25 protein-coding genes, 1 tRNA gene and 1 pseudogene are annotated in these 25,280 nt (G+C 39.1%); 18 read left to right on the top strand and 9 right to left on the bottom strand.

The genetic code is table 11. The features are described from left to right. The 10 genes and pseudogenes from HDT10_RS02345 to def form a co-directional block, all read left to right on the top strand. Positions 1–238 (top strand): annotated as a pseudogene (locus HDT10_RS02345) (hypothetical protein); the annotation flags it as partial. A gap of 253 nt (positions 239–491) precedes the next feature. Then, entirely contained in the window at positions 492–1,058 is a 567-nt protein-coding gene (locus HDT10_RS02340) for a cysteine peptidase family C39 domain-containing protein (RefSeq protein WP_367159058.1), read from the top strand. A gap of 88 nt (positions 1,059–1,146) precedes the next feature. Continuing rightward, positions 1,147–1,626 carry a hypothetical protein gene (locus tag HDT10_RS02335; RefSeq protein WP_290879550.1) on the top strand — a complete coding sequence of 160 codons (480 nt, stop codon included), beginning with the start codon at positions 1,147–1,149 and terminating at the stop codon, positions 1,624–1,626. A gap of 26 nt (positions 1,627–1,652) precedes the next feature. Further along, a complete protein-coding gene (locus HDT10_RS02330; protein ID WP_290879547.1) occupies positions 1,653–2,432 on the top strand; it encodes a histidinol-phosphatase in 780 nt (259 codons plus the stop codon). Between the two features lie 98 nt (positions 2,433–2,530). Beyond that, positions 2,531–2,629, top strand: a tRNA-Sec gene (locus HDT10_RS02325). A gap of 1,098 nt (positions 2,630–3,727) precedes the next feature. Beyond that, a complete protein-coding gene (locus HDT10_RS02320) occupies positions 3,728–6,235 on the top strand; it encodes a DNA translocase FtsK (RefSeq protein ID WP_290879557.1) in 2,508 nt (835 codons plus the stop codon). A gap of 97 nt (positions 6,236–6,332) precedes the next feature. Continuing rightward, positions 6,333–7,634, top strand: a complete 1,302-nt coding sequence (tig, locus tag HDT10_RS02315; protein WP_290879546.1) for a trigger factor — start codon at positions 6,333–6,335, stop codon at positions 7,632–7,634. Beyond that, positions 7,634–8,224 carry an ATP-dependent Clp endopeptidase proteolytic subunit ClpP gene (clpP, locus tag HDT10_RS02310; RefSeq protein ID WP_290879544.1) on the top strand — a complete coding sequence of 197 codons (591 nt, stop codon included), beginning with the start codon at positions 7,634–7,636 and terminating at the stop codon, positions 8,222–8,224. The genes tig and clpP overlap by 1 nt, the downstream gene beginning before the upstream one ends. An 11-nt stretch (positions 8,225–8,235) precedes the next feature. Beyond that, complete coding sequence (locus HDT10_RS02305) at positions 8,236–9,336, top strand: diguanylate cyclase (RefSeq protein ID WP_290879543.1); 1,101 nt, start codon at positions 8,236–8,238, stop codon at positions 9,334–9,336. 15 nt (positions 9,337–9,351) lie between these two features. Next, positions 9,352–9,858 carry a peptide deformylase gene (gene def, locus HDT10_RS02300; RefSeq protein ID WP_290879542.1) on the top strand — a complete coding sequence of 169 codons (507 nt, stop codon included), beginning with the start codon at positions 9,352–9,354 and terminating at the stop codon, positions 9,856–9,858. Positions 9,859–9,868: 10 nt separating this feature from the next. On the opposite strand, the gene HDT10_RS02295 is transcribed toward def, so the two are convergent. Continuing rightward, positions 9,869–11,032, bottom strand: coding sequence for a cation:proton antiporter (locus HDT10_RS02295; protein WP_290879541.1), 1,164 nt, complete (start codon positions 11,030–11,032; stop codon positions 9,869–9,871). Between the two features lie 112 nt (positions 11,033–11,144). Between HDT10_RS02295 and HDT10_RS02290 the strand changes: the two genes are divergently transcribed. The 4 genes from HDT10_RS02290 (at position 11,145) to HDT10_RS02275 (ending at position 13,945) form a co-directional block, all read left to right on the top strand. Beyond that, positions 11,145–12,473, top strand: a complete 1,329-nt coding sequence (locus HDT10_RS02290; RefSeq protein WP_290879539.1) for an aminotransferase class V-fold PLP-dependent enzyme — start codon at positions 11,145–11,147, stop codon at positions 12,471–12,473. Between the two features lie 291 nt (positions 12,474–12,764). Further along, entirely contained in the window at positions 12,765–12,962 is a 198-nt protein-coding gene (locus HDT10_RS02285) for a hypothetical protein (protein ID WP_290879537.1), read from the top strand. Between the two features lie 34 nt (positions 12,963–12,996). Beyond that, complete coding sequence (locus tag HDT10_RS02280; protein WP_290879535.1) at positions 12,997–13,290, top strand: DUF2971 domain-containing protein; 294 nt, start codon at positions 12,997–12,999, stop codon at positions 13,288–13,290. Positions 13,291–13,558: 268 nt separating this feature from the next. After that, the gene (locus HDT10_RS02275) at positions 13,559–13,945 is read left to right on the top strand and encodes a hypothetical protein (protein ID WP_290879533.1); all 387 of its coding nucleotides are present in this window, start codon (positions 13,559–13,561) and stop codon (positions 13,943–13,945) included. A 331-nt stretch (positions 13,946–14,276) separates the two neighbouring features. On the opposite strand, the gene trpA is transcribed toward HDT10_RS02275, so the two are convergent. Beyond that, complete coding sequence (gene trpA / locus HDT10_RS02270) at positions 14,277–15,047, bottom strand: tryptophan synthase subunit alpha (protein WP_290879532.1); 771 nt, start codon at positions 15,045–15,047, stop codon at positions 14,277–14,279. Then, the gene (trpB, locus tag HDT10_RS02265) at positions 15,047–16,342 is read right to left on the bottom strand and encodes a tryptophan synthase subunit beta (protein ID WP_290879530.1); all 1,296 of its coding nucleotides are present in this window, start codon (positions 16,340–16,342) and stop codon (positions 15,047–15,049) included. Before trpB ends, trpA begins: the two co-directional genes overlap by 1 nt. A gap of 172 nt (positions 16,343–16,514) precedes the next feature. Between trpB and HDT10_RS02260 the strand changes: the two genes are divergently transcribed. From HDT10_RS02260 to HDT10_RS02245, 4 genes are read left to right on the top strand one after another with little or no spacing between them, the layout of a single operon-like run. Then, a complete protein-coding gene (locus HDT10_RS02260) occupies positions 16,515–18,032 on the top strand; it encodes an anthranilate synthase component I family protein (protein ID WP_290879528.1) in 1,518 nt (505 codons plus the stop codon). Beyond that, entirely contained in the window at positions 18,029–19,648 is a 1,620-nt protein-coding gene (locus HDT10_RS02255) for a bifunctional anthranilate synthase component II/anthranilate phosphoribosyltransferase (RefSeq protein WP_290879527.1), read from the top strand. Before HDT10_RS02260 ends, HDT10_RS02255 begins: the two co-directional genes overlap by 4 nt. After that, entirely contained in the window at positions 19,648–21,174 is a 1,527-nt protein-coding gene (locus HDT10_RS02250) for a bifunctional indole-3-glycerol phosphate synthase/phosphoribosylanthranilate isomerase (protein ID WP_290879525.1), read from the top strand. Before HDT10_RS02255 ends, HDT10_RS02250 begins: the two co-directional genes overlap by 1 nt. After that, positions 21,165–21,845 carry an MOSC domain-containing protein gene (locus tag HDT10_RS02245; RefSeq protein ID WP_290879523.1) on the top strand — a complete coding sequence of 227 codons (681 nt, stop codon included), beginning with the start codon at positions 21,165–21,167 and terminating at the stop codon, positions 21,843–21,845. The genes HDT10_RS02250 and HDT10_RS02245 overlap by 10 nt, the downstream gene beginning before the upstream one ends. 31 nt (positions 21,846–21,876) lie before the next feature. On the opposite strand, the gene HDT10_RS02240 is transcribed toward HDT10_RS02245, so the two are convergent. From HDT10_RS02240 to secG, 6 genes are read right to left on the bottom strand one after another with little or no spacing between them, the layout of a single operon-like run. Continuing rightward, positions 21,877–22,443: a thiamine phosphate synthase gene (locus HDT10_RS02240; RefSeq protein WP_290879521.1), complete on the bottom strand. Its 567-nt coding sequence runs from the start codon at positions 22,441–22,443 to the stop codon at positions 21,877–21,879. After that, entirely contained in the window at positions 22,427–23,110 is a 684-nt protein-coding gene (locus HDT10_RS02235; RefSeq protein WP_290879520.1) for a F0F1 ATP synthase subunit A, read from the bottom strand. Before HDT10_RS02235 ends, HDT10_RS02240 begins: the two co-directional genes overlap by 17 nt. Before the next feature lie 55 nt (positions 23,111–23,165). Next, positions 23,166–23,702, bottom strand: coding sequence for an RDD family protein (locus HDT10_RS02230; protein ID WP_290879519.1), 537 nt, complete (start codon positions 23,700–23,702; stop codon positions 23,166–23,168). Positions 23,703–23,719: 17 nt separating this feature from the next. Then, complete coding sequence (pyrE, locus tag HDT10_RS02225) at positions 23,720–24,331, bottom strand: orotate phosphoribosyltransferase (RefSeq protein WP_290879518.1); 612 nt, start codon at positions 24,329–24,331, stop codon at positions 23,720–23,722. A gap of 25 nt (positions 24,332–24,356) precedes the next feature. Then, complete coding sequence (gene frr / locus HDT10_RS02220) at positions 24,357–24,917, bottom strand: ribosome recycling factor (RefSeq protein WP_290879516.1); 561 nt, start codon at positions 24,915–24,917, stop codon at positions 24,357–24,359. Between the two features lie 11 nt (positions 24,918–24,928). Continuing rightward, positions 24,929–25,279 carry a preprotein translocase subunit SecG gene (gene secG, locus HDT10_RS02215; RefSeq protein WP_290879514.1) on the bottom strand — a complete coding sequence of 117 codons (351 nt, stop codon included), beginning with the start codon at positions 25,277–25,279 and terminating at the stop codon, positions 24,929–24,931. Position 25,280: the final 1 nt, after the last annotated feature.

Below are 25,280 nucleotides of genomic sequence, written 5' to 3'. Positions count from 1 at the left end.
TAACCCCACTCTTGCTCAAGATACTTTTCTTTCTCTCTCCTCCAACTTTGATTCCTCTCAAACTTTCTTTGAAGTTTTAGAACAAAGAGATAAACTAGAAAAAGAAAACCAAGAATTAAAAACAAAACAAGCTTATAATGCTTATGGAATCTCTAAAAATACTTTAATCCAAACAGATTCTTCAAGTGATTCTATAATGCAAACATTGTTTAAGGAATCTAAAGCAAGTGAAGTTTAAACTTACTACTTTCTATCTTCTGTAATTTCAAAAGATAGGGGCGGGATTCTATGTTATGGATTGCCACGAATGCTACGCATTCTCGCAATGACAGAGGCATTGTTTTCTGTCTCTGCGATTCATTGATAAATTGTTTTACGATGTTTGTAAGGACGCAGTGGAAAATCTTGGAGATTGTTTTATCTTTCAGCCTTTAAGCTCATTTAAGATTTTAGAAATTATAATGCAAAAACAATCAAATGATTTTTAGGATATTTGCTTGATAAAAATTCTTTTAGTTTGTGTGCTTGCTCTTAAGATAGCTTTTGCTTTTGCGGTGGAATCTTTGCAAGAGAACCACAATCAAAATGTGATTCGGCAAAAGTTTGAAGAGTCTTGTGGTGCGGCGTCTTTGGCGACTTTGCTTAATCTGTTTGGAATCCAACAATATCAAGAACAAGAGATTTTAAATGTATTAAACCAAAAAACAGATATGTTAAGTTTCCAAGAACTACAAAAGGCAGCCACTATTTTGGGATATGATACAAAGGGATTCCAACTCTCAAGAGAGGTTTTACAACGTACCGCTTATCCTCTGCTTGTGAGGATAGAAAACGACCCTAGATTCCCTCATTTTGTCGTGATTATAAACTTCAAAGGAGACTTTCTTAAAGTCTTGGACCCAAATTTCGGGGAATACATTAGCACGAAAAAAGAATTTTATTCTATTTGGGATAGGAATCACACAGGGGGTTACGCGCTTGTAGTTACAAATAAAGAAAACTCCAAACCACTCTTGCAAGATTTAAAGTTTCCTAGTGAAGTGTTTTTTGGCAAATGATGAAGTCAAAGCCTTATTGTCTAGATTGTCTAGATTGTCTTGATTGTGGTTAGATATGTTATAATTTGCGATATTTTAAGGAGAGTGAATGGATGAGGATTTTATAAAGCCCGAAGAAGAGGATTTTTTAAATAAACCAGACGCCGATGCAGTCTTGCAAAAAGCGTGTTTGAATATTGACTTAAATAATGGCACAATCAAGGAACAAAAATACGGTAAGGCTTCTGTTTTGCTAGAAACAAGTGGCAAAATGGTAGTAGATAAAAACGGATTGATTCATTCAGGTAATTTATTCTCAAGTGCCGCATATAGTGCGCTTTTGGCGGTGAATAATCCCAATGGAGTGGTAATAGGTGCAGAAGTGAAGTTTTTAGCACCCATTGAGCTAGGTAATGAGGTGTTGTTTCGCGCAGAAACCTTACAAGAAGACACTAAGAAACGCGAGGTAAAAGTAGAGGGTTTCGTGCTTGATATTAAGATTTTTGATGCAATGTTTTATATCGCAGTGTTTGATAAACATGTTTTGAGTTTGCATATCACCAAAGAAATGGAAAAGAAAATGGGTTAAGCCCAATCTTGGTTTAAGGATTTTAAATGAGGGTGGATTTGCACAATCACACAAGCCTTTGTAAGCACGCAAGTGGCACAATGGAAGAATATGTCTTGCAGGCAATCAAGGAAAAAATTGACACTTTTGGATTTTCTTGCCACAATCCAATGAATTTTGATACGCAATATCGTATGGACTTTAAAGATTTACCTTTTTATCTAAACGAAATTGCAAGGCTCAAAGAAAAATATAGCGATAAGATTGAGATTCTAACAGCACTTGAAATTGATTTTTTGCCCTCCTTGATAGAGGAAAGATTGTTTGATTTGCCACTAGATTATAGAATCGGAGCGGTGCATTTTCTGGGTGATTGGGGGTTTGACAATCCGGAGTTTATCCGAGAATATGCTAAGCGCGACATTAATGATTGTTGGGTAGAATATTTCAAAGCCACAGAAATGCTAGCAAAGAGTGGAAAATTTGATATTTTGGCGCATATGGATTTGTTAAAAATCTTTAATTATCGTCCGACAAAGGATTTGCGTCCGCAAATAGAATCGGTGCTCAAAGCCGTGAAAAAAGCCAATATGTGCGTGGAGATAAATGCGGCGGGATTCCGCAAGGAGGTCCAAGAACAATATCCAAGCATAGAAATCTTGCAAATGGCGTTCGCACTAGAGATTCCCATTAGTTTTGGGAGTGATGCGCACGCGATAGAGCAAATCGGCTTCCAACGTTTGGAGTTAGAATCACTCGCCAAACAAATAGGCTATACAAAATGCGCGGTGTATCGTAAGAGAGAGCGGGAATTGGTAGAATTTTAATTTCAAAATTTAGATAAACTCAATGAAAATTAAGTAAAATTGCGCTAAATTCTCATCTCTTTTTACTTAATAGAATGCTTTTGAATTTGTGAGCTTGTGGAGGGTGTATGTCGCTGGTGGGCATCGTGGGCTTCAAACCCATTTGAGTGAATAGGTGTCTATTTGCTGGGGAGTTCGATTCTCTCACCCTCTCGCCACTTTGTAGATATTTTTAAGGAATTACTATTAAAACAAATTTTTTAAAAACTTCATTAGAACGATTCTTAAAGCAAAAAACTTCCCATAAGACATTTATCATTTCTATATTATTAATCTTAGAAATTTTTACGACTCTTGGTGCTTTGAATATTCTTGGGTTTGTTAGTATTGCACAAATCCAATTTTGGTTATTTGGTTATTTGGGCTATATTTGGCTATTGGTTGTAGCCTTTTTTATCTATCGTGCCAAAACCCCATTGAATCTTAAAAGTAACCGATTCTTAGAAAAAACACTAGGCGTGATGATTGGCGTTTTTGCTCTGCTTGTGTTGCAGGGTTTGTTTTTTGAACAAGCGGGAATTTTAGGGGTTGCCTTTAATAGCGTGCTTGCTCCAATTATCACGCATTTGGGTATCTTTATTTTGGTTTTGTTTTGTTTTACCTTTAGCATTGTTTTGTATAGTGGAAAATCCTTTAAAGAGCTAGCAAAGATGCTTTTAAAGGATTTGAAAGAGGACTTGAAGCAAAGTCAAATTCCAAAGGAAAAGGTTGCCAAAAACAAACAAAATCTAAAAAATCTTTATTTGCGAATTAAAGCCTTTTTCTCTCTTCCAAATCCAAGAAATCAGCAGGATTCTGAAAATTTCAAAGAAAATTCTTCCCAAGGGGGGGAATCCCAAAATGTCTCATCAAATCACAAAAGACAAGAGTCCCATTCTCATACTTCCTCATTATTTTCTTTTACAAAAGCACCTAACACTCCACGTGCATTGACTTTGGAGGAATTGATTGAGCAAAGTAAAAATAACCCGCCTCCAGTCAATTGCGCCTTTAATCTCCCAAAGGATACCGAAGAAGAATTAGAGGATTCTGCGCAGGAAGTTTTACAAGATGAAACACAAGAAGATTTCAGTGCAGAACAACCCTTTGAAACTGAAATTGATGTGCTAAGACAAGAGATTGAGCTACCCACAAGAGAAGATAATCCTTTAGAAAATGCTACTAAGAAACAAAACAGTACACCACAAATTCGCGTTGTTAGCCCGCAGGAAGTCCAGCAGCAAGATTTTGATACGACACGATTCCGATTAGAATCCATAGAAAATTTAGAAAATTTTAAACGATTTGAACAAAATCTCCTCTATCGTAACCAAGCCCCGGAAGAAGAGGTGATTCGGCTGATAAAAAAAGAAGAATATGAGGAGATACAAAAGTCGGTTTTGCAAACCCCCACACCGACTTTTACATCAAAGGATTCTCTTGCAGAGCCGCAAGAGTTGCCAGAAAGTGAGACTGCACGGGATTCCGTTGCGTCAGAACCTACCAAGCCAAAACCCATTAAAGCCTATCCCAAAAATCTCTATGCCGCTACGCCCTTTAGCGCGTATTATGACAAAGAGCCTGTGGGCACTCACGATTGTCTCGTGCAAGATAATCCTATCAATAAAGATTCTTTCCAAGATTTATCCCAACCCAAAGAATCGCAATCTAATGCCGCGCCTAGCACGATTTTTTATTATGGCAAGATTAAAAGCACGCGTCCAATGCAACCCAAAGAAATGCAACAAATTCAAGAATCTTTATCTAATGAAGATTCTAAAACAAATCCTAATGAGCCTCCATTGCAAGCAGAGCCTGCCGCACTCAATCATATCATTAAGCAGGTGATTCAAGAGTTTATGGAATCCCAATCTCCACAGACATCGGTAGCCTCTAATGTAACACAAGAAATCCCTGCTCAAGAAGTTATCAAAGAATCTCCAAAGCTGCCCAATCCACCACAAGAAAAAACTGAAATTCCCTTTCATTATACCCCGTCTTTTACGACTAATAAGATTCCAAGTTATGGCTATGGGCTGGAAAAGGAATCGGAAAGAAAAGCCAATGTAGTAGAATCGCAAAATTCTAATGTAGCGAGTTTGTTACCAAAAGAAACATTGCTTCAAGAATCTTCTCAAACAATTGAAACGCCCGTGGCAGAAGTGATTAGCCTATTTGATTCTAAAAGACGCAATGCGCCGCCCAAACAAAACGCTTCCTCTAGTGCCCCAATGCAATCAGTTCAAGCAGAATCCTGCGTGCCCTTTTCCAAGCAAACACCCACGCAATCATCGCATAATGAGGATTCTAGCACATTAGTGAAGAGGATTCCAGAAAATGAAAAAATCTTAAGCACATTAGAAATTTCTAGCGCACCACAAAATGCGGAATCCAAAGATTTTGTTTTGCCTAAACTAGAGTTTTTGCAAGCCCCTAAAGAGGAGCATATAGAAATTGACGAGGGCGAGATTGACCGCAAAATCAATGATTTATTAAGCAAGTTGCGAATGTTTAAGATAGAGGGGGATATTGTCAGAACTTACTCTGGACCCATTGTTACGACTTTTGAGTTTCGCCCAAGCCCAAATGTCAAAGTCTCGCGGATTTTAACTTTGCAAGATGATTTGGCAATGGCACTTCGTGCGAAAACTATCAGGATTCAAGCTCCCGTGCCGGGCAAAGATGTAGTGGGAATTGAGATTCCAAACATTCAGATTGAGACGATTTATTTGCGTGAGATTTTAGAGAATCCCTTATTTATAAATTCTGCTTCGCCTTTGACACTTGCTTTGGGCAAAGACATTGTAGGGAATCCTTTTGTAACAGACCTCAAAAAGCTTCCACATTTATTGATTGCGGGGACAACAGGAAGTGGTAAAAGTGTGGGGATTAATGCGATGATTTTATCCTTGCTTTATAAAAACTCTCCCAAACAGCTTAAACTCATTATGATTGACCCCAAAATGCTAGAATTTAGTATTTATAATGAGATTCCGCATTTGCTCACCCCTGTCATCACGCAGCCTAAAAAGGCGATTATCGCACTAGATAACACGGTAAAAGAAATGGAGCGAAGATATACTTTGATGAGTGAGGCAAAAATCAAGAATATTGAAGGCTATAATCAAAAGGCTGAAATTGAAGGTTTTGAGCCTTTTCCTTATATTGTAGTGATTATTGATGAATTAGCGGATTTGATGATGAGTGGGGGTAAAGAAGCGGAAGTCTCTATTTCGCGTCTTGCGCAAATGGCTCGGGCAAGCGGGATTCATTTAATTGTCGCGACACAACGTCCAAGCGTAGATGTTGTAACCGGGCTTATTAAGGCAAATTTGCCCTCACGCATTAGCTATAAAGTGGGGCAAAAAATTGATTCTAAAGTCATTTTGGATAGCTTTGGTGCGGAATCACTGCTTGGAAGAGGGGATATGCTTTTCACGCCTCCGGGCGGAGGAATCGTGCGCCTACACGCTCCTTGGAGCACGGAAACAGAGATTGAAAAAATTGTGGAATTTATCAAATCCCAATGTCCTCCACAATATGATGAGAACTTTATGCCTAATGAAGATGAAATCTTGGGTTTGCGCGTAGAAGGAGAGACTGATGAGCTGTATGAAGAGGCAAAACGTATCATTCTTAATGATGGAAAAACCTCTATTAGTTACATTCAGCGAAGACTTGGGATTGGGTATAATAAAGCAGCAAACATTATCGAACAAATGCAGGCGCGTGGATTCTTAAGTGAGCCTAATTCCAAAGGTGTGCGTGAAATTTTGGGCGATTAATTTCTAATGGATTTTGCGTATTGGGTTTAATTTAAGACGAATTTTGATAGAATAAAAGCTATAACATATTAAATTAAATTTTTGGAGCAGGCAAAGAATGAATTCAAGTCTAAAAGTAACAAGCATTAATAGCGCAAATGCAGTCGCACAAGCTACGATTCCTACGGATACACTCAACCAAAAATTAGACAAGGTAACTAAGGCGGCGGGTAAGAATTTCAAAATTGATGGATTTCGTAAGGGGCATGTGCCCGCAAGTGCAATCAAACAACGTTATGGCAAACAATTAGAAGAGGACGCACAAAGAGAATGCGTGCAAGAGATTTTGCGAGATATTTTAACAGAATTAAAAGTTGAGGCGAGTGCGCTCATCGGCGACCCACGCATTACGAAGTTTGACAAAAAGGATACAGGAATTGATATTGAAATCCAAGTGAGTTTGACTCCAACGATTTCACTTGATAAGCTTGATGATTGTATTCCAGAAGTCAAAATCCCTGAAGTTACACAAGAGGATATAAGCAAACGGCTTGAAGAGATTGCAAATGCGAGAGCACCGCTTGTGGGTATTGAAGATGGCAGACGCAAGTTAAAAGATGGAGAATACGCGAAAATCAATTTTGAGGGCTTTATTGATGAAAAACCCTTTGAGGGAGGCAAGGCAGAGAATTATTTGTTAAAAATCGGTAGCAAGTCTTTTATTGAGGGCTTTGAAGACCAATTAATTGGTATGAAAAAAGGCGAGGAAAAAGAAATCAATGTAACTTTTCCAGAAAATTATCAAGCTGCACATCTAGCGGGCAAACCAGCAGTCTTTAAAGTGAAGTTATTAGAGATTCAAACAAAAGGAAAAATTGAAATTGATGATAATTTCGCTAAAACGCTTTTGCCAGAAGACAAAGATGCGAGCGTTGAAACATTGAAAGAAAAAATCAAAACACAACTTCAAAACGAGAAAAAGCAAGAACTCTACAATAATCAATTAAAAGAAATTTTAATTGAGAATCTCAACAAAAATATTTTGTTTGATTTGCCAGAATCTATTGTGCATCAAGAAATGGATTTGCTCTTTAGAAATAGCTTAATGTCTCTCTCTCAAGAGGAGCAAGCAAAACTTGCCAAAGAACCCGAAACGCTTAAAGCCAAGCGTGAAGAGCAAAGAGAAAATGCAGAGAAAAGCGTGCGTGTAACTTTTATCATTGATGCAATCGCAAAACGTGATAAGATAGATGTTCCAGATAATGAAGTTGTGAATACAATTTATTACGAAGCAATGGCAATGCGCCAAGACCCAAAAGCAATGTTTGAATATTATAAAAACAATAATTTACTTCCAGCTGTTAAAATGGCAATGCTTGAAGATAAAGTGCTAACAGCTCTATTAGATAAGAGGGCGTGATGAGCTATTATGTGCCAACGGTCATTGAGAAATCAGGGCGAGGTGAGCGGGCGTATGATATTTATTCTCGGCTTCTAAAAGATAGAATTATTTTATTGAGTGGGCAAATTGATGATGGAGTAGCTTCCTCTATTGTTGCACAACTTTTATTTTTGGAAGCAGAAGACCCAGAAAAGGATATTTATTTATATATCAACTCGCCCGGTGGAGTGGTAACAAGTGGTCTTAGTATCTATGATACAATGAATTATGTTAAGCCAGATATTAGCACGATTTGTATCGGGCAAGCGGCAAGTATGGGTGCATTTTTATTGAGTTGCGGAACAAAGGGCAAACGTTATTCTCTGCCTAATTCTCGCATTATGATTCATCAGCCAATGGGAGGTGCGCAGGGGCAAGCCACAGAGATTGAAATCCAAGCAAAAGAGATTTTACGTCTCAAGGCTAGTTTGAATGAGATTTTGGCAGCTAACACGAACCAGCCACTAGAAAAAATTGCCAAAGATACGGATAGAGATTTCTATCTAAGTGCCCACGAAGCACAAGAATATGGATTAATTGACAATGTTTTAACTAAAAGCTTGAAGTAAGGGGGTCAATAATGAAAGATGATTTTGATTCGTTTGAAGGGTTACAAAGTTTTGAAACAGATGGAATAGAAGAAGCTTCATCTAATGGCTCGTCCTCTTTTTCGTCTTTCGGATTGGATTCTAACTCAACGCCGGGGGATTCTGTGGATACAGCTTCGTCAGAAGTCAATACGTTAGAAGACTATGGCACACAAGTCATTCGTGCATTGAGTGCCAATGGGATTGCTCCAACGCCTTATAATTATAGAATCTATTTTGAAAAATTACTTGAGAATAAGACGCAGCAATTCAAAGACAATGCGACACAATTCATCAGTCTTGATTTGACACCCACAGAAAGACAGGCTTTATTGGAGGATAAAGTATTAAAAGCAAAAAATCATATGGTAAGCACTTTGCAGCAAGTAGGCACAACCTATAAAAATCTCCAACTTTTGCAAAATATTCTTAAAAAACACGAACGTGAAGTAAGTGCAATTAATAACACTATTGCGTTGCAAAATATCATCACCGTCTTTGAAAAAGAGCTCAATCAACTAGGAGAAGCGACAAGAGCACAACTCCAAAATATCAAAGTCTCCTACGATAGGAGTATTCAAGCGGTTGAGGGTATTGCAAACAATATCATTTGTGATGAGAAATATGGGCTGTATAACCGCAATTTCTTGGACATTAGAATCCTTGCTGAATTAGAATCTATCCATGTAGAAAATTACAAATCCTCCTTGATTTTGATTCAAATCACTAAGAATCTTGCTCGCCTCATTACTTCAGAAAAAAACACAATGCTTATTAATCGTGCTATTTCAAAAATCTTGCAAAAAATCGCAAACAAAAGTGATGTGCTTGCCTATTGTGGGTCAGAAATTTTTGGTATTTTGCTTAGCCATAGTGATAAAGATTCTGCCAAACGATTTGCGAATCGCTTGATTGAAAAGGTTGCAACGACAAATATTTTTCTAGGCGAGGAAGAAATTTCGCTTAGTGTTTGTACCGGAATTGTTGAAATTGATTCAAGCTCTAAAAGCAAGGAAGTTTTTAAAAATGCTTTAGAAGCACTCAAAAAAGCTTCTAGTAGCAATGCTTCTTTCGTTGTCGCAGGGGAAAAATAAAAGGAAAAAGTAGTAATGCTTGAGGTAATCACTTATCCTAATGCAATGTTGCGACAAATTTCAAAGCCTGTGGAATCTTTTGACGCGGAACTCCACACTTTGTTAGATGAAATGTATGAGGTAATGTTGGCTAAAAATGGTGTGGGCATTTCAGCGATTCAAGTCGCTAAGCCGATTCGTGCATTACTGATTTGTATCCCCGATGAAGAGGGCAATCAGCATAAAGAGGACTTGCTAGAAGTTATCAATCCAGAAATCATAGAAAAAGACGGCGAAGTCGTGTTTAGTGAGGGGTGTTTGAGTGTGCCGGAATTTTACGAAGACATTAAACGCGCGAATACTATCAAGGTGGTTTATCAAAATCGCTTGGGTGAAAAGCAAGAAATCGTTGCTGAAGATTATCTAGCGGTGGCTTTCCAACACGAAATTGACCATTTAAATGGAATTTTGTTTATTGATAAGCTTTCTATTATCAAGCGCAAAAAATTTGAAAAAGGCTTGAAACAAAAGCATAAATTTTGATTCTTAATGTCTATTGGTGTGGTTTGGCTTGATAGCTTTCAATGAGCTTAATGCAAATCGTTAAGAATATTCCCTCTAAAAGTGCAGCAAGAATAAAGCCGTAGTATTCGTGTGTGTTAATGGCGTTAAATTGTAAGCCAAGCTGTGCAGTTGCGACAAGGAAAGTTAGAGGCATAGAATGGCTAAAGGCAAAGAGAATCGTTCGTTTTGCGTTGCCAAAATATTTGTAATATGCCACGAATGCCCCAAGTAAGCGCAAGATTACCATTACAAGGATAATCGTAAAGGTGAGTGAAAAGAGTTGTTGGTTTTGCATAATGAGATTTAAATCTAGTGTAGAACCAACATAGATAAAAAACAATGGAATAAAGAATCCAAACCCAAAATCGTTGAGCTTTTCTGTCAAGCCTTTTTGGTGATGAAAATAAGTTGCCAAAATCATACCGGCTAAAAATGCTCCAAGCACGCGCTCTAATCCTAAAATCTGTGTAATTCCAATTAGGATTAAAAACAACATTGTGCTGAAGCGAATATCCTGATTTTTGCTTGCATCTTTGGGGATAAGGAAAAACTTTAGTGTGGGAAACCACCAAAACAGAACATCTGCTACCTTAAAGATTCCGACAATTGCAGTTAAAAACAAGAATAAGACAAGCAATGTCCTCCATAATTCCCAATTTAATCCATAAGAATATGCCCCATTGAGCACTACTAGCACAACAATGCTAATGAGTTCGCCCAAGATTCCGACATTGAGGGCTAGCAATAACCACGGCGTATTTTTGGGATATTCTTTGAGCAATGCCATAATCATACCCAAGCTCATTACAGGCAAGGCGGCAATATAGAAGTTTGACAAACCAGCATTGAATACATAGAAAAAAGCCGCCCCATAAAGAATGGAGAAATAGAAAAAAGCCGATTTTAAGAAGTCTGTCCCAAGTCTTGTAAAAGTCTTTAAATCCACCTCCAAACCACATAAGAACATCAAAAATAAAAACCCAATGTGTGCGATGAAGCTTAGCGATTCTGAATGCGAAAATAGCCCGAAGTGAAAGGCAAGTGCGCCAAGCAGAATCTCTGTAACCACGAGAGGCAAACGCAAAAGCGAGCTTAAGAAAGGTGCAATGACGATTAAGATGGCAACAATGCCAAAGGTGATAATGCTTTCCATATCAGGCTAAAACTCCAAAATTAAAGCCAAAAGTATAACTTACTTTAGAGTAATTTGCCCTAAATCTGTGGTAAAATATGCGCCCAAAACAAAAATATTTAGGAATCTAAATATGATTCAAGATTTTTTTACCCCGCTTTTGCGCACTTTACCAAATGATAGAGAGCATAAACAGGATATTTTGCGTCAAGAGTGTATTTTGCAAAGGGGATTCCATCATTTTGATTGGACTGCAAGCGGGCTAGCAGCGAAGTGTGTGGAATCACGGATAAGAGAGATTCTACCCTTTTATGCCAACACACATTCAGAGAGCAATTCTCATTCTGAAATCACAAGTTCTTTATATGAGAATGCAAGGGAGAGATTAAAGGATATTTTTGGATTGGATTCTCGCTTCGCGTTGATTTCTTGCGGTTTTGGTTCAACGGCTGCAATCAAAAAATTTCAAGAGCTCTTGGGGCTTTATATCCCACCTAAGACAAAGCAGGCTTTGGGTTTGGATTCTATGGGCGATAAATCCTCCTTTCCGCTTGTGATTATTGGACCTTATGAGCACCATAGTAATGAGTTAAGCTTCCGAGAGGGGCTGTGTGAAGTTGTGCGCATAGGGCTAAATGCGCAAGGATTAATGGATTTAGAAGTCTTGAAATCTGTTTTGCAAGCAAATGCAGGGCGTAAAATCATCGGTTCTTTCGCATTGGGTTCTAATGTGAGCGGAATCCTCGCACCCTTTGCAGAGATTTCGCATTGGATTCGTTCCTTTGGTGGAATCGTGTGTTTTGATTGTGCAAGCACTTCGGCTTATTTGGATATTCCGCCGAGCTTTTATGATGTCGCTTTTCTTTCGCCTCATAAGCTTTTGGGTGGTGTAGGAGGAAGCGGAATCTTGATTGTCTCTAAGGCTTTAATTGACAAAACTTTGCCCCCAACTTTTTGTGGGGGTGGCGTAGTGGGCTATGTTTCCCGCACGAGTGCGCAATACTATGCACAAGAGCAGAGACGCGAGGAGGCGGGGACGCCCGGAATATTGGAGTTTTTGCGTAGTTATTTTGGCTATGCGTTGCGAGAGGAGATTGGGCGAGAATGGATACAAGAGACAAAGATTCCTCATATTTGCACACTCAAAGAATTTTTTGAAAATGAGCCAAAAATTACTACTTATGGTAATTTGGCGCATAATGTTTTGGGTATTTTTTCTTTTAATATTCGTGGAATCTCACCTTTTGAAGTGGCGCATCGGCTATCGGAGGAGTATGGAATCCTGACGCGCGCGGGTTGTGCGTGTGCTGGACCTTATGGACACGATTTGCTAGGCTTGGAGGATAACGCTTCTTTCGTCCAAAAGCCCGGCTGGGTGCGCCTTAATGTGCATTATACCCATACGCAAGAACAAATCAATCAGCTCTTGAGAGCATTAAAACAAATTATTCATTCCGCTTGACTTAATGAATTTTTTTTTCGTTTCTTTTATGGGTTTTCATCGGAATGCTAGGCACTCTTTGGGGTGGTTTTTTCTTTGATAATCCTGATTTAATACTGCAAATTTTGAATCAATTTCTTATTTTACTGATTGCGATAAAAGTTTTATCAAGGATTTGTTTAAAGGGTTAGAATCTCCATTGTGCGTGTTTTGTGCCATTGCGAGAATTGTATTTAACTTAATTTAAGCAAATTATAAAAAAAGGGTATTATTATTTGCTTTTATTTATACTTAAGAAAGGAATAAATCGCAATGTTAAATTCAGAGAATCAGATTTTTTGTAAGTTTAGAGGACTGGACTATGATGGCAACCTAATCCACTTCCCAAAGAAATGCGTGCCCTATAGGCTAAATTCCCGATTCTTGGATATTTTAAAGAATTGTCGGCTCTATGGAGCAAGCTTTAATAGTCTTAATGATATAGACGAGGGGGAGGTTTTTCTTTTCTAAAAGTCAATTAGCAAAGGCAAAGAAAATAAGAAATATGAAAACAAGAGAGGATAAAGAGAGATTCAAGATTTGTTCTTTTTCGCTTGAGAATAGACTAATAGAAGCAGATTTAAATTTAATGTGGGCGCATTATGGAAATTCGCATTGTGGTGTGAAGATTGATTTTAGGGTTGATGAGGCAGAGCAAGATAAAGTGTATAAAGTGCAGTATGGTAAAGAACCATTGGAATATGACGGACGAGATTTAGAGCCTTTTATTAAAGAGATATTAACAAACATGCTTTGCTTACGAGAACGAATACCGAGCAATTTGGAGTGGAGGCGATGAGTATCTCCAGATTCAAATTTGTGCGATTACTCTAGGGAAAAAATTCACAACAAAGGCAATTTTCAACGATGAAACAGAGAAGATAAAGTTTAATGAAAACGATGATGCTGTAAGAATCGCCAAGCAGTTTTTAGAGATTTGGAAAGGGGGCGTGCATAGGGGAGGAGAGCAACCAAAGTTTTATGCCTATAAGACAAAATATTCTCCTAAGCCAAAGCTGATTCCAGCCTCTCTCTTAAGATGGTGAAATGATTAATAAGGAGTGAAAATGCGAAAAATCGTTTGTGGTTTAATAATTAGTGTGTGTTTAGGGGTAAATCTCTATGCGGATAATTCTAAAAGAATGTGGCTATATACTGATGAGTATGAAGACATTAAAGGACCAGTTATCTTTGACTTGTTCTGTGGGGCGGGATTTAAGCCCTCAAAAAATTTTCCCTCAGGGTATAAATCTTTTGAGATTGTGGCAATGGGTTTTTACGAAAAGAAAAATAAGGAAAAAGGGGATTTGAAAGCAGAAATGGAGCATCAACTCAAAAGTTGCGCTTCAGTAATTGAGGATTTCATCAACCATAACAAAAATATTAAATTTAAAAAAAGATATTATAGTCCTAAGGTATTAGAAATTCTCTATAATCATTATAAGTATGAGTAATGGCTGTTTGGTGTTGCGTTATTGTAAAGCTCCCACGCTCGTCATTGCGAGGAGTGTAACGACGAAGCAATCCATAATCCAAAGTCTCGCCTATTTATTTTAGATTCCATTGTTTCATTTTGCTTAAAGCCCAATATTATAGATTGCCACGAATTGCGTTGCAATTCTCGCAATGACGATAAAGCAACCACTTCAGTCATTGCGAGGCGTTAAGCCGAAGCAATCCATAATGCAGAATCTCGCTTTAGGGATTCCATTGCAGTAATTAATTCAGTTATGGATTGCCGCGCAAGTTAAAAACTTGCTCGCAAGGACGCAAAGGCAAATCCTCTTAAGATTCTAAAAGTCCTTTGGTAAAAGCACAGAGTTTGTCAGCAATCCCGCTTGTTTGCTGGGTGCATATTGCGTCAATATAGCGCACAAAAGCACTCCCGACAATCGCAATCGGAACGATTCCGCGCAAGGCGTCAATTTGTGCTTTGTTTTGGATTCCAAATCCTAGCGCGATAGGCTTTTGGCAATGCGCCTTAACTCTTCTAATATATTGCATTAGGGATTCATCAATCTGTGTCGTATCTCCTGTGATTCCATTGCGTGCGACGACATAGACGAATTTCCCACTCGCTTTGCTTAGCTTTTTTATGCGTTTGGGCTTGGTTGAGGGAGCAATCAGGGCTATGCTTTCTAAGCCCAATTTCTTAGCGGTTTTGAAGAGATTCTCATCGTGTTCTAAAGATAAGTCTGGAACGATTAATCCATAGATTCCGCATTGTTTTGCTTTTTGTAAAAATCGTTCTATGCCATAACAAAACAAAATGTTTCCATAAGTCATAATCAGTAGTTTGGTTGTCAGTCCATTTTGCGCGAGTTTTTGCTGTAATTGTGTGATAAATTCAAACCCCAAATCCGTATTGAAGCCGTTTTTAAGCGCGACTTCACAAGCATTTGTGATTGCGATTCCATCGGCATTTGGGTCTGAAAAGGGAAATTGCACTTCCAAATATTTTGCTCCGCCAAGAGAGATTCCAAGTGCCGCTTCTAGGCTTTGTTCAAAGCTAGGAAAGCCCGCGACAATATGTCCCATAAGGGCAATTTTTTCCATTATTGGATTCCTTTAGTTGTGTGAGATTGTTTGTCTTGCATTGTCTTGATTTCTTGTTCTAAAAATTCCGCCCAACGTTCCTTTTGTAAGGCTTTTGCGGTGATAAAAATATCCTTGTCTCCCCTGCCGGAAATATTTACGATAATGTTTTTATTTTTCACATTTTTAGCGATTTTTAAAGCTCCTGCTAATGCGTGGCTAGATTCTAATGCAGCAAGGATTCCCTCGTGTTTGGCAAAAAATTGCAAGGCTTCTAATGCCTCACTATCCAAAGCACTCAAAAATTCTATGCGCCCAATCTCTTTAAGGTGTGCTAATTGAGGACCAATTCCTGCATAATCAAGCCCTGCGGAGATAGAATAAGTTTCTAACAAATTTCCATATTCATCACTTAAGAAGTAACTTTTATAGCCTTGTGCAATGCAAAGGTGTGCATTTTCATTGCCTATGCGCGTGGCGTTTGCTCCGATTGCCTTGCCAAGTCCTCCGGCTTCTACACCGATGAGGCGCACCTTGCTTGTAAGGTAATGATTAAAGAATCCCATAGAGTTGCTTCCACCCCCTACGCACGCAATCATAATGTCTGGATTGCCTTTGAAAAATTCTTTTGTCTGTTTTTTGAGCTCTTGACTGATAACGCTTTGAAACTCACGCACAATATCGGGGTAGGGATAAGGACCAAGCGTGCTTCCAAGTACATAAAAGGTGTTTTTACTCTCTTTGCTCCATTCTCTCAAGGCTTCATTTACTGCGTCTTTGAGTGTTTGGCTACCACTTTCTACGCTGACAACTTTTGCGCCAAGCAACTCCATATTAAACACATTGGGAAATTGTCGTTTAATATCGCGTGCGCCCATAAAGACAACGCATTCCATTCCGAGTTTTGCACACGCCGCACTTGTGGCTAGCCCGTGCTGTCCCGCTCCTGTTTCTGCTATGATACGCGTCTTACCCATTTTTTTGGCGAGCAAAACTTGCCCGATAGCATTGTTGATTTTGTGCGCACCTGTGTTTGCCAAGCCTTCAAATTTCAAGTAGATTTGATTGCCTAGAATCTTGCTAGCATTTTTGGCATAAATTAGGGGCGTGGGACGCCCTACAAATTCTTGATACAAAGTGTGCAATTCTTGCTTAAATTCTTTGGATTTTAAAACATATTTTTCATAGCCCTCTTCTAGCTCTTTTAGGGCAGGATAAAGAATCTCTGGCATATATTGCCCACCAAATGCGTGTCCATTGCCTCTAGGAGTTCCAAAAAATCCCTTTTTAGATTTTAAAAACATTTTGTGTTTCATTGTGCTTCTTTATTAAGTGTTCTTAAATTGGCAAACATTCTAGCAGAAATTTCAAAAATTTTTGCTTTAGTTTGGAATTTTGGCTAGATTCATACCGCTTTCTTGAGATTTAATGAGCTTTTTAATGTTAAGAATGTAGAATCTTGCGAAATTATTTTATTAAAGAAGTGTTATGTTTGAATTTCTAAAAAACTCCAAAAGTCAAGGAATTAAGGCGAGCTTTAATATCCAAAAAATCCCAGCTTCTAAACTCACGCCCTTAATGGTGTGTGAAGCATTAAACGCCCCTGTTTTGCTAGAATCGGCATTTTTAAAGACAGGCAAAGGGAGATTTTCTATCCTTGTACTTAAAGAAGCCTTTAGGATTATTAAAGAAAAGGGTAAGCCCTTTTTGCTAGAAAATTCTCAAAAGCACGCATTAGAGGGATTGCGACAAATCGGAGAGTTTTCCTTACCCCAACAACCAAAGTTTCTTGATTATCTTAGTGCGTTTGCTTCCCTTGCTCCAGAGGCGAAAGTGGAGAGAGAATCTCAAGAGATTTCTAATACAGAAATAGAATCCTTGCCTTTACCACTTGGTGGGGTAGGGTATTTGGGTTATGAGTTTTTTAGCGAGATTGAGGAAGTGGAGTTTCATAAACCCGCCCTCTATGAGGCAAGCGAAAATGCCTTTATTTTTGGGCGAGAATTTATAATTTTTGACCATTTTTTCGAGTCTCTTTACATTGTAGGGGTTACTTACAAGTGCGAATCACAAAAGCAAGATATAAAGAAAAGGATTCAAGAGTTAGTACATACATTAGAGCATTTGAGTCCAAAAGATAAACCTATGCTAACTTATCAAGCGTCAATCACTTCTCAAGATAAGGAATCTTATTATACACAAATCGTTAAAACCTTAAAAAATGAGATTTACAAAGGGAATCTGCTGCAGTGTGTGCCAAGCCAGAGTTTAGAGATTACGAGTGATTTGCCGCCTTTACAAGCCTATATGAATCTGCGCACACACAATCCAAGCCCCTATATGTATTATTTCAATTTTGGCGATTTTCAAGTCATTGGAAGCTCTCCTGAAGTATTGATAAAGGTTAAGACTACTGCGCCAAATTGCGCGATACTTACAATTCGTCCTATTGCAGGAACGCGTCCAAGAGGCAAAAACGCATTAGAGGATTTTAAGCTAGAAGAGGAATTAAAGCACAATATCAAAGAAAATGCAGAGCATTTGATGTTGCTTGATTTGGGGCGCAATGATGTGGGCAAAGTCGCCCAACCTAAAAGCGTGCAAGTAACACAAGAAAAAGTGATTGAAAAGTATGCAAGGGTGATGCACTTAGTCTCTGAAGTGCAGGGCGTGATGGATTTGCAAAAGCATCAAAAGAACGAGGCGCTTTATGCTGCATTTCCCGCAGGAACCGTGAGTGGTGCGCCCAAAATCCAAGCAATTAAAACCATAGAATCCCTAGAATCGCACAAACGCGCAATCTATGCGGGTGCAATTGGATATTTTTCTCACAATGGAGATATGGATTTTGCAATTGCGATTCGCACAGCAGTTTATCAAAAGGGTGTGTATTATCTCCAAGCAGGCGGTGGAATCGTCTATGATTCAGACCCCAAAGAAGAATACATTGAAACACAAAACAAAATGCGCTCTTTGGTAGAGGCTATTTTGGGAGATAAAATATGATTTTGCTGATTGATAATTACGATTCTTTTACCTATAATATTTATCAGGCTTTTAGCAATCTAGGCTATCCGATTAAAGTTTTGCGCCACGATAAGACGACTTTAGAAGAGATAGAATCCCTCAAACCAAGCTACATCGTGCTAGGTCCAGGGCCTAAAACGCCTAAGGATTCTTCCTTGAATATCCAAATCGTGCAGAAATTCAAGGGAATCTATCCGATTTTAGGCATTTGTTTGGGACACCAAGCAATCTTAAGTGCCTTTGGAGTGGAAATAAAAAATGCTAAAAACATTGTGCATGGCAAAGTAGAACCCTTACTTCATAATCAAAAAGGAATCTTCCGACAGATTAGTCCCAAAACTCCCATTGCGCGTTATCATTCTTTGGTGGGCAAACGCGAGGAGATTCCAGAATGCTTTATCATAAGCGGAATGAGTGAAGATGGCGAAGTGATGGCAGTAGAGCATAAGCAATACCACTTAATAGGATTGCAGTTTCACCCAGAATCCATTGGCACAAAAGAGGGTGAGAAAATGCTACAAAACTTCTTGCATTATGCGCGTGAGCCAATCCCTGTGAAAGATTACCTTAAAAAATGTCTGAAGTTAGAATCGCTTAATTTTCAAGAAAGTTACAATCTAATGGACGAATTAACAGAGGGTAATTTAACAGACGCGCAAATCGGTAGTATTCTTACAAGCCTAGAAATCAAAGGTGTAGATGAATATGAGCTTGCGGGATTCGCCTCTGTGCTCAAACAAAAGGCGGTACGTTTTGAAGCAAAAGACACGAAAGAGATTCGTTTAGATATGGTAGGCACAGGAGGAAGCAATGCAAAGACTTTTAATGTCTCCACCACTTGCGCTTTGCTTCTTGCCACACTTGCTAAAAGAGCGAATTTTGGGATTATCAAGCACGGGAATCGGGCGATTACCTCCAAGAGTGGTTCGGCAGATTTGTTAAATGCGCTTGGGATTAATCCGAATATGGAATTACAAAATGCGCAAAAAGCCTATGAGGAGTTGAATCTCACCTTTCTTTTTGCTCAAAAATTCCATTCTGCTATGCGCTTTGCCGCGCCAGCGCGAGGGAGCTTAGGATTTAAGACAGCCTTTAATCTGATTGGTCCTCTAAGTAACCCCGCTTCTATTACGCACCAGCTTATTGGCGTGTTTGACAAAGCCTATACAGAAATTATGGCAAAGGCTTTGGCGATTTTGGGCATTAAACGCGCAATGGTTGTCAGTGGATTAGATGGTTATGACGAGATTTCGCTTTGTGCGCCGACACAAATTACAGAATTGCGCGAGGGGGCAATCAAGACTTATATTTTCAATCCTGTGGAAGTTGGGCTTTCTTTTGCAAGTTATTCTATGCTAAGAGGTGGAGATGCCAAAGAGAATGCGCAGATTACAATGGATATTTTTGAAGCCAAACCCTCGCCCAAACTAGACTTAGTTGCATTGAATCTTGGGGCTGCACTTTGTGTGTGTGAGCAAGCGGATTCTTTAAGGGAGGGATTCTTTAAGGCAAAGCAAATCATAGAATCTAAAGAGGTTTTTGAGGTATTAAGAGGATTCCAAAGCATTAGCAATATGCGCCTAGAGGGTTTATAATGGAATCTTATGATAATGTGCCAACGATTCTAAAGGAAATTTTAGAAAAGAAGCAAAAAATTCCCTTGCGTAGCGGTATCCGAGAAGTTCCGCTCAATCCGCCTCCTCTTGATTTCCCCTTTATCATTGCAGAAATCAAACGCGCAAGCCCAAGCGCGGGGAGAATTGGTGCGATTCCAAATCCGAATGCACTTGCCAAAGAATACCTGCAAGGTGGGGCGAGTGCGATTTCTGTGTTGTGTGAGGGAGATTATTTCAAGGGAGATTTGGAGGATTTAAAAGAAGTCAAATCTGCAAACCCAAATGCTTGCGTATTGCGCAAGGATTTTATTACGAGAAAAGAACAAATTGCAGAATCGCGAGATTTTGGCGCAGATATGGTGCTGCTCATTGCCGCAGTCTTTATTGGACAAGACAATCAATATGGAGGGTTTTCGCAGCTTAAGGTGCTCTATGAGGAATGCTTGAATCTTGGTTTGACTCCATTGGTGGAAGTGCATAATGCGAGAGAAATAGACTTCATTACGCCTTTGGGAGCAAAACTTATCGGCATTAATTCGCGTAATTTGCATACTTTTGTGATTGATAGAATCCAAGCTTACAATCTTTTAGGCAAAATCCAATGCCAAAATCCACAAAGTAGAGTGATTTTTGAATCCTCTCTGAATTGCAATTTTGATGGTTTTGTCGTAGGTAACTTGGGGTTTAGCGGAATCTTGTGCGGAAGTTATTTCGTAAGGAATCTTGAGCCAAGAGGTGCAGTAAAGCACTTAAGCAATGCAATCAAATGTGGAAGCGAGGATTCTAATGTCTTTTATCGGAATGTTTTTAGGCTATTAGAATCTCCACTTGGATTGATAAAGATTTGCGGGATTACCAATACACAAGACGCCTTGATGTGCGCAGAATCTCTACAAGAATTATGCACACAAATTCAAAAAGATTCTAAACTTGCTATTTTGGGCTTCATCATAGAACCAACTTCTCCACGTTTTGTGGAAGTGGAATGTATTAGAGAAATAGCAAAAGCACTAGAGGAGTTTCCTAATATTTTAAAGGTTGTTGTTTTAAAGGACGACAGGGAGCAAATGGAATCCGCACTCAAGCTTTACCAAGAGGGTGTCATTGATGCGCTCCAACTGCACGGGGTGAGCAAGGCAGGTGTGTTTGGTGGAGTAGAGCTAAAGGAAGCAAACTTTGCCTTTTATGAGGCTTGGAATGTGGAGAGTGTGGAAGATTTGGGAGAATTTGTCAGTCCTTTTGTGCTGCTAGATTCCAAAAGTGCCTTAGGTGGTGGCAGTGGGCGAGAAATTGATTTGGAAATTTTGCACCAATTAAAAGCAAGGGTGCAAACCTTATGTGTCGCGGGTGGAGTGGGTGTAGAAAATATAGAATCCTTAAGGCAAATAGGGGCAAAAATGCTAGATATTAATTCTAGCATAGAATCTAAGGCGGGCAAAAAAGATTCTCATAAGATTCAAGCCCTCATTGCTTGTTTGAAAAAGGAGAATAAAAATTGCGATTAAAAGGGCTTTTTGTGGGGCAAATTGCCTCTTATACCTGTGGCGAAATTTCTTTTGATAGTGCGATGAAAGGAAAGGAAGTATTGTCTTTAGAAATTACTCAAAGTGGAATCATAGGCAATGAAATCGCTGATAAGAGACATCACGGCGGGGCAAACAAAGCAGTATTTGCCTATGGAATAGAGACTTATGCGCAATGGGAAAAGGAATTGGGTTTGAAAATTCCTTATGGTGGAATGGGAGAGAATCTCTTGCTAGAGGGGGCGCAAGAGAGTGGATTGAGGGTAGGGGATAGGTTGGTGTTTGATGAGGAAGTGGTATTGGAAATTTCTATGCCCCGTGTGCAATGTTTCAAGATTCCAAGTTTGTATCCGACAAAAGAGGATAAAAACGCGTTGGCGAAATTTTTGTTTGCAAAAGGTTGTGTGGGATTTTATTTGCGTGTTTTGCGTGGTGGCACGATTAGCAAGAATGCCAGTATTTCAATCCAAGCCTCGCAAGATTCTATTAGCCTGCAATTTGCGCATCAAGTTTATCAAAATCCAAATGCCAATCAAGAGGGGGTGAGAGTTTTGCTCGCAAATCCAAAACTAGCACAAGAATTTAAAAGAAATGTTGAGGAGAGACTAAAGGCGAAAGATTCTAGTTTGCTTAATTGGCAACTTGCGAATTGATTGGAGTAATTTTTATGCAAAATTTTATATTTTAGTTTAAAAAATACCGAATGGAAGCGAAGTTTTTGATTTTTGTTGTGGAGAGTTTTTGGATTTGTGTTTGGCTGATGATTCCCCCAAGCGCAAAGATTTCTGCTGAAAACTCTTGAGGCTCTAGGGTGTTAAGAAAATCAACCCCTAGTGGAGTGCCTTTGTTTGGAGTTGCAAATATTGGGCTAATAGTGATTCCATTCGCCCCTTGTTGATTGGCTTCTTGAATCTCTTGAAGGCTATGCGCACTAAAGAATACATAGGGTAATTTTTTTTTTGCGATTCTAATTTGTTGCATTTGTGAGCCATTGCAATGCACGCCATCAAAGCCAAATTGGATAGCCAAATCTAAATTAGAGTTGAGCAAACTCACGATTCTATGCTTTTGATTGAGATTTAAAAAAATTTCTATGAGCGCGGGATTGAAATCGGAATCCTTGTCGCGATAAGCAGCGAAATGGATAGAATGCCCCTCTAGGATTCTTGCATAAAAGTCGTGAAATTTTAAAGGAGTTTTAGGATAGAGTGTAGGCTCGGTGATGAGGTAAGCCTTAATGGGCTTCCTCACTTGCTAAAACAGCACCTGCTAAGAATACATAAGTCAAAATCATAAAGATGAAAGCTTGCAAGAATGCCATAAAGGTTAGAATCAAATAGGCGGGAAGTGGTGCAACCCAAGGAGCAAGCATCAACATAACAAGCAAAAACATATCGTCCCCTTTGATATTTCCAAAAAGACGGAAAGAGAGAGAAACTAATCGTGAGCAGTGGGAAATGATTTCAATAGGGAACATCAAGGGGGCAAGTGCTTTGACGGGTCCAGCGAAGTGTGCAAAGTATTTCACCACTCCAAAGGTGCGAATCCCCTCAAAATTATAAAAAACAAAGACAACCATTGCCAAAGTCAGTGTGAAACTAAGACTAGAAGAGGGTGCTTCAAATCCCGGGATAACTCCAATTGCATTTGCTAAGAAAACAAAAATAGCAATCGTTGCAGTCAGCGGCAGATATTGACGCGCTTTTTCCTCTCCAATCACATCTTTTGCCATAAAAATTACTCCGCCCAAAAAGGCTTCAAAAACATTTTGCATTGCGCCGGGCACGACTTGTAATTTTGAGGTGGCAAGTTTAGCCAAAATAATCGCAATGATTGCGACTAAAATCGTGTGAAATGCGATAATAAAGTCGTGGTCGTGGTTGAATAACCCCACAAAAGTAAATAATCTTCCGTCCATTCAAAACTCCTTTGTCAAAGTTAGTAATTATGCCAAAAATAAATTTAATAGAAAATTAACCTTTTTGCAACACGATTGTTTTTAGCAAAATATCGTGAAGTGTTTTTTTGTCCTTGCGCCACAGAGGCATAAACAATCCTAGCACGCTAACGCCAGAAAGCAAGAAAGCGCAAAAACGCAAAAGCGCAAAAAGAAATGTTACATTTTTACCATTTTCTCGCACAATCCAGAGATTATAGGCTTTTTTGCCCGGTGTTTGTCCGCTTTTAGCGGTAAAAATTGCTGCAATGACTCCGTAGAGTAAGACGGCTGCACTCGGTGCCCATAGGGATTCCCATAGGGCTTCTTTACTACCTAAAACGCCATAAGTGATGAGATACATAATGGGCAAATAAATCATAAAGGTATCAATGACTTGCGCTTTGCCACGATTTAAAAATCCCGCGATTTGTAGGGAATCGGAGGGATTTTGCGCTAATTCCTGCTCTAATTTGTAGGGTAATTTGGGTAATGCGTTAAAGATAGAATCTGCTTGAGGATTTTTAGTTTGCGTAGGAGATTTTGGATTTTGTTTGACTTTTCTCCAACGCATTGATATTCCAAATGTTTTTAATTCCCACGACTTCCGGGCTTGATTGCTGTGCTGCCTTGCTGACATAAAGGACAATTTTCGGCTTCAAAGGTTTCAAAGACAAAATCTTCTAATGCAAAGAGCGGCAGGCTTGGATTGAGTTTGCATTCTTTGGCTTCAAAGTGATTGGGGCTTTGGTAGCGATTGCAAATGCCACGATTTGCCAACGCAGCATATCCCACGACTTTTGCGCCAAGATTTTCTACGACTTTTGCCGATTCCATAGCTGAACCACCTGTGGTGATAATGTCTTCACAGACAAGAATTTTCTCATCCTCTTTAACTTCAAATCCTCGCCTTAAAGTCATCACTCCATTGACACGTTCTGTAAAGATAAAACGCACTTCAAGTGCGCGTGCAAGCTCATAGCCCGCTAAGATTCCGCCGAGTGCTGGAGAGCACACGCAATCCACTTGCAATGCAGAATCTTTGATGATTTGTGCTAAAGCAGTAGCTAGCTCTTGTGCCACTTTTGGATTTTCTAGCACTTTTGCAGATTGCAAGTAAAAGGGTGAATGTCTCCCGCTACTAAGCAAAAAATGCCCCTCTAAAAGTGCGTTGGCATTCTTATAGATTTGTGTGATATTCATCGTGGATTCCTTGAATAGCGCGAAACTAGATTTTGAGCAACTCTTCTTCTTTGTGCTTGACGAGTTCATCAATCTTTTTGACTGCCTCATCGGTAAATTTTTGAATCTCGTCTTGCCCTTTTTTGGATTCGTCTTCGCTGATTGCCTTGTCTTTCTCTAGTTTTTTGATTTTGTCATTAGAATCCTTGCGAATATTCCGAATCGCAACTTTTGATTTTTCGCCGATATTTTTAGCTTCCTTTGCGATTTCTTTACGTTGTTCACTTGTCATTGGAGGGAAAAAGAGTTTAATCACTTCGCCGTCATTATTGGGATTGACACCGATATTTGCCTCTTGGATTGCGCGTTCAATGTCTTTGAGTAAATTCTTTTCCCAAGGAGTAATGACAATCGTGCTTGCATCTTGTGCAATCACAGAACCTACTTGATTGAGTGGAGTGGGAGTATCATAATAATCAATGCGGATATGGTCTAAAATCGCAACAGAAACTTTCCCGCTGCGCAGAGTGCCAAACTCTTTTTTCATTGATTCAATGCTTTTTGCCATTGTTTCTTTTGTGTGTTTGTAGATTTCTTGCAAATCCATAAGATTCCCCTTTAATTAGATTCTGTATTGCTAGGTGCAGCAGGAGCCGCAGGCGCACTCGGAGTTGTAGAGCCTTGTGGCAAGCTAGGCGTTGGAATCTCGGGAATAGCCGCTTCATCAATAATGGATCTTTTAGAATCTTGAACATAAAGATAACTTAATGCAATCGTGTTGATAACAAACAATAATCCAAGCCCAAAAGTAAGCTTGGCTAGGAATCCCGCCGGTCCTTTAGCACCAAATAAACTTTCGTTGCTTCCACTATATGCGCCAAGCCCAATGCTTGAACTCTTTTGCAATAGCACAATTGTTGTAATGAGAATTGCCAATACAAACTGCAATACCAATAAAATTCCACTCATA

The sequence above is a fragment of the Helicobacter sp. genome (genome assembly GCF_014799995.1).
Taxonomy (GTDB): domain Bacteria; phylum Campylobacterota; class Campylobacteria; order Campylobacterales; family Helicobacteraceae; genus Helicobacter_D.
The sequence above is the reverse complement of the archived record's forward strand: the minus strand, read 5'-3'. Positions and strand labels throughout refer to the sequence as shown.

Coding starts and splice junctions, on each gene's coding strand:
- HDT10_RS02335 (WP_290879550.1), top strand. CDS start 1,147: ATGGATGAGGATTTTATAAAGCCCGAAGAAGAGGATTTTTTAAATAAA.
- HDT10_RS02330 (WP_290879547.1), top strand. CDS start 1,653: ATGAGGGTGGATTTGCACAATCACACAAGCCTTTGTAAGCACGCAAGT.
- tig (WP_290879546.1), top strand. CDS start 6,333: ATGAATTCAAGTCTAAAAGTAACAAGCATTAATAGCGCAAATGCAGTC.
- clpP (WP_290879544.1), top strand. CDS start 7,634: ATGAGCTATTATGTGCCAACGGTCATTGAGAAATCAGGGCGAGGTGAG.
- HDT10_RS02305 (WP_290879543.1), top strand. CDS start 8,236: ATGAAAGATGATTTTGATTCGTTTGAAGGGTTACAAAGTTTTGAAACA.
- def (WP_290879542.1), top strand. CDS start 9,352: ATGCTTGAGGTAATCACTTATCCTAATGCAATGTTGCGACAAATTTCA.
- HDT10_RS02295 (WP_290879541.1), bottom strand. CDS start 11,032: ATGGAAAGCATTATCACCTTTGGCATTGTTGCCATCTTAATCGTCATT.
- HDT10_RS02290 (WP_290879539.1), top strand. CDS start 11,145: ATGATTCAAGATTTTTTTACCCCGCTTTTGCGCACTTTACCAAATGAT.
- HDT10_RS02285 (WP_290879537.1), top strand. CDS start 12,765: ATGTTAAATTCAGAGAATCAGATTTTTTGTAAGTTTAGAGGACTGGAC.
- HDT10_RS02280 (WP_290879535.1), top strand. CDS start 12,997: ATGAAAACAAGAGAGGATAAAGAGAGATTCAAGATTTGTTCTTTTTCG.
- HDT10_RS02275 (WP_290879533.1), top strand. CDS start 13,559: ATGCGAAAAATCGTTTGTGGTTTAATAATTAGTGTGTGTTTAGGGGTA.
- trpA (WP_290879532.1), bottom strand. CDS start 15,047: ATGGAAAAAATTGCCCTTATGGGACATATTGTCGCGGGCTTTCCTAGC.
- trpB (WP_290879530.1), bottom strand. CDS start 16,342: ATGAAACACAAAATGTTTTTAAAATCTAAAAAGGGATTTTTTGGAACT.
- HDT10_RS02260 (WP_290879528.1), top strand. CDS start 16,515: ATGTTTGAATTTCTAAAAAACTCCAAAAGTCAAGGAATTAAGGCGAGC.
- HDT10_RS02255 (WP_290879527.1), top strand. CDS start 18,029: ATGATTTTGCTGATTGATAATTACGATTCTTTTACCTATAATATTTAT.
- HDT10_RS02250 (WP_290879525.1), top strand. CDS start 19,648: ATGGAATCTTATGATAATGTGCCAACGATTCTAAAGGAAATTTTAGAA.
- HDT10_RS02235 (WP_290879520.1), bottom strand. CDS start 23,110: ATGGACGGAAGATTATTTACTTTTGTGGGGTTATTCAACCACGACCAC.
- HDT10_RS02230 (WP_290879519.1), bottom strand. CDS start 23,702: ATGCGTTGGAGAAAAGTCAAACAAAATCCAAAATCTCCTACGCAAACT.
- pyrE (WP_290879518.1), bottom strand. CDS start 24,331: ATGAATATCACACAAATCTATAAGAATGCCAACGCACTTTTAGAGGGG.
- frr (WP_290879516.1), bottom strand. CDS start 24,917: ATGGATTTGCAAGAAATCTACAAACACACAAAAGAAACAATGGCAAAA.
- secG (WP_290879514.1), bottom strand. CDS start 25,279: ATGAGTGGAATTTTATTGGTATTGCAGTTTGTATTGGCAATTCTCATT.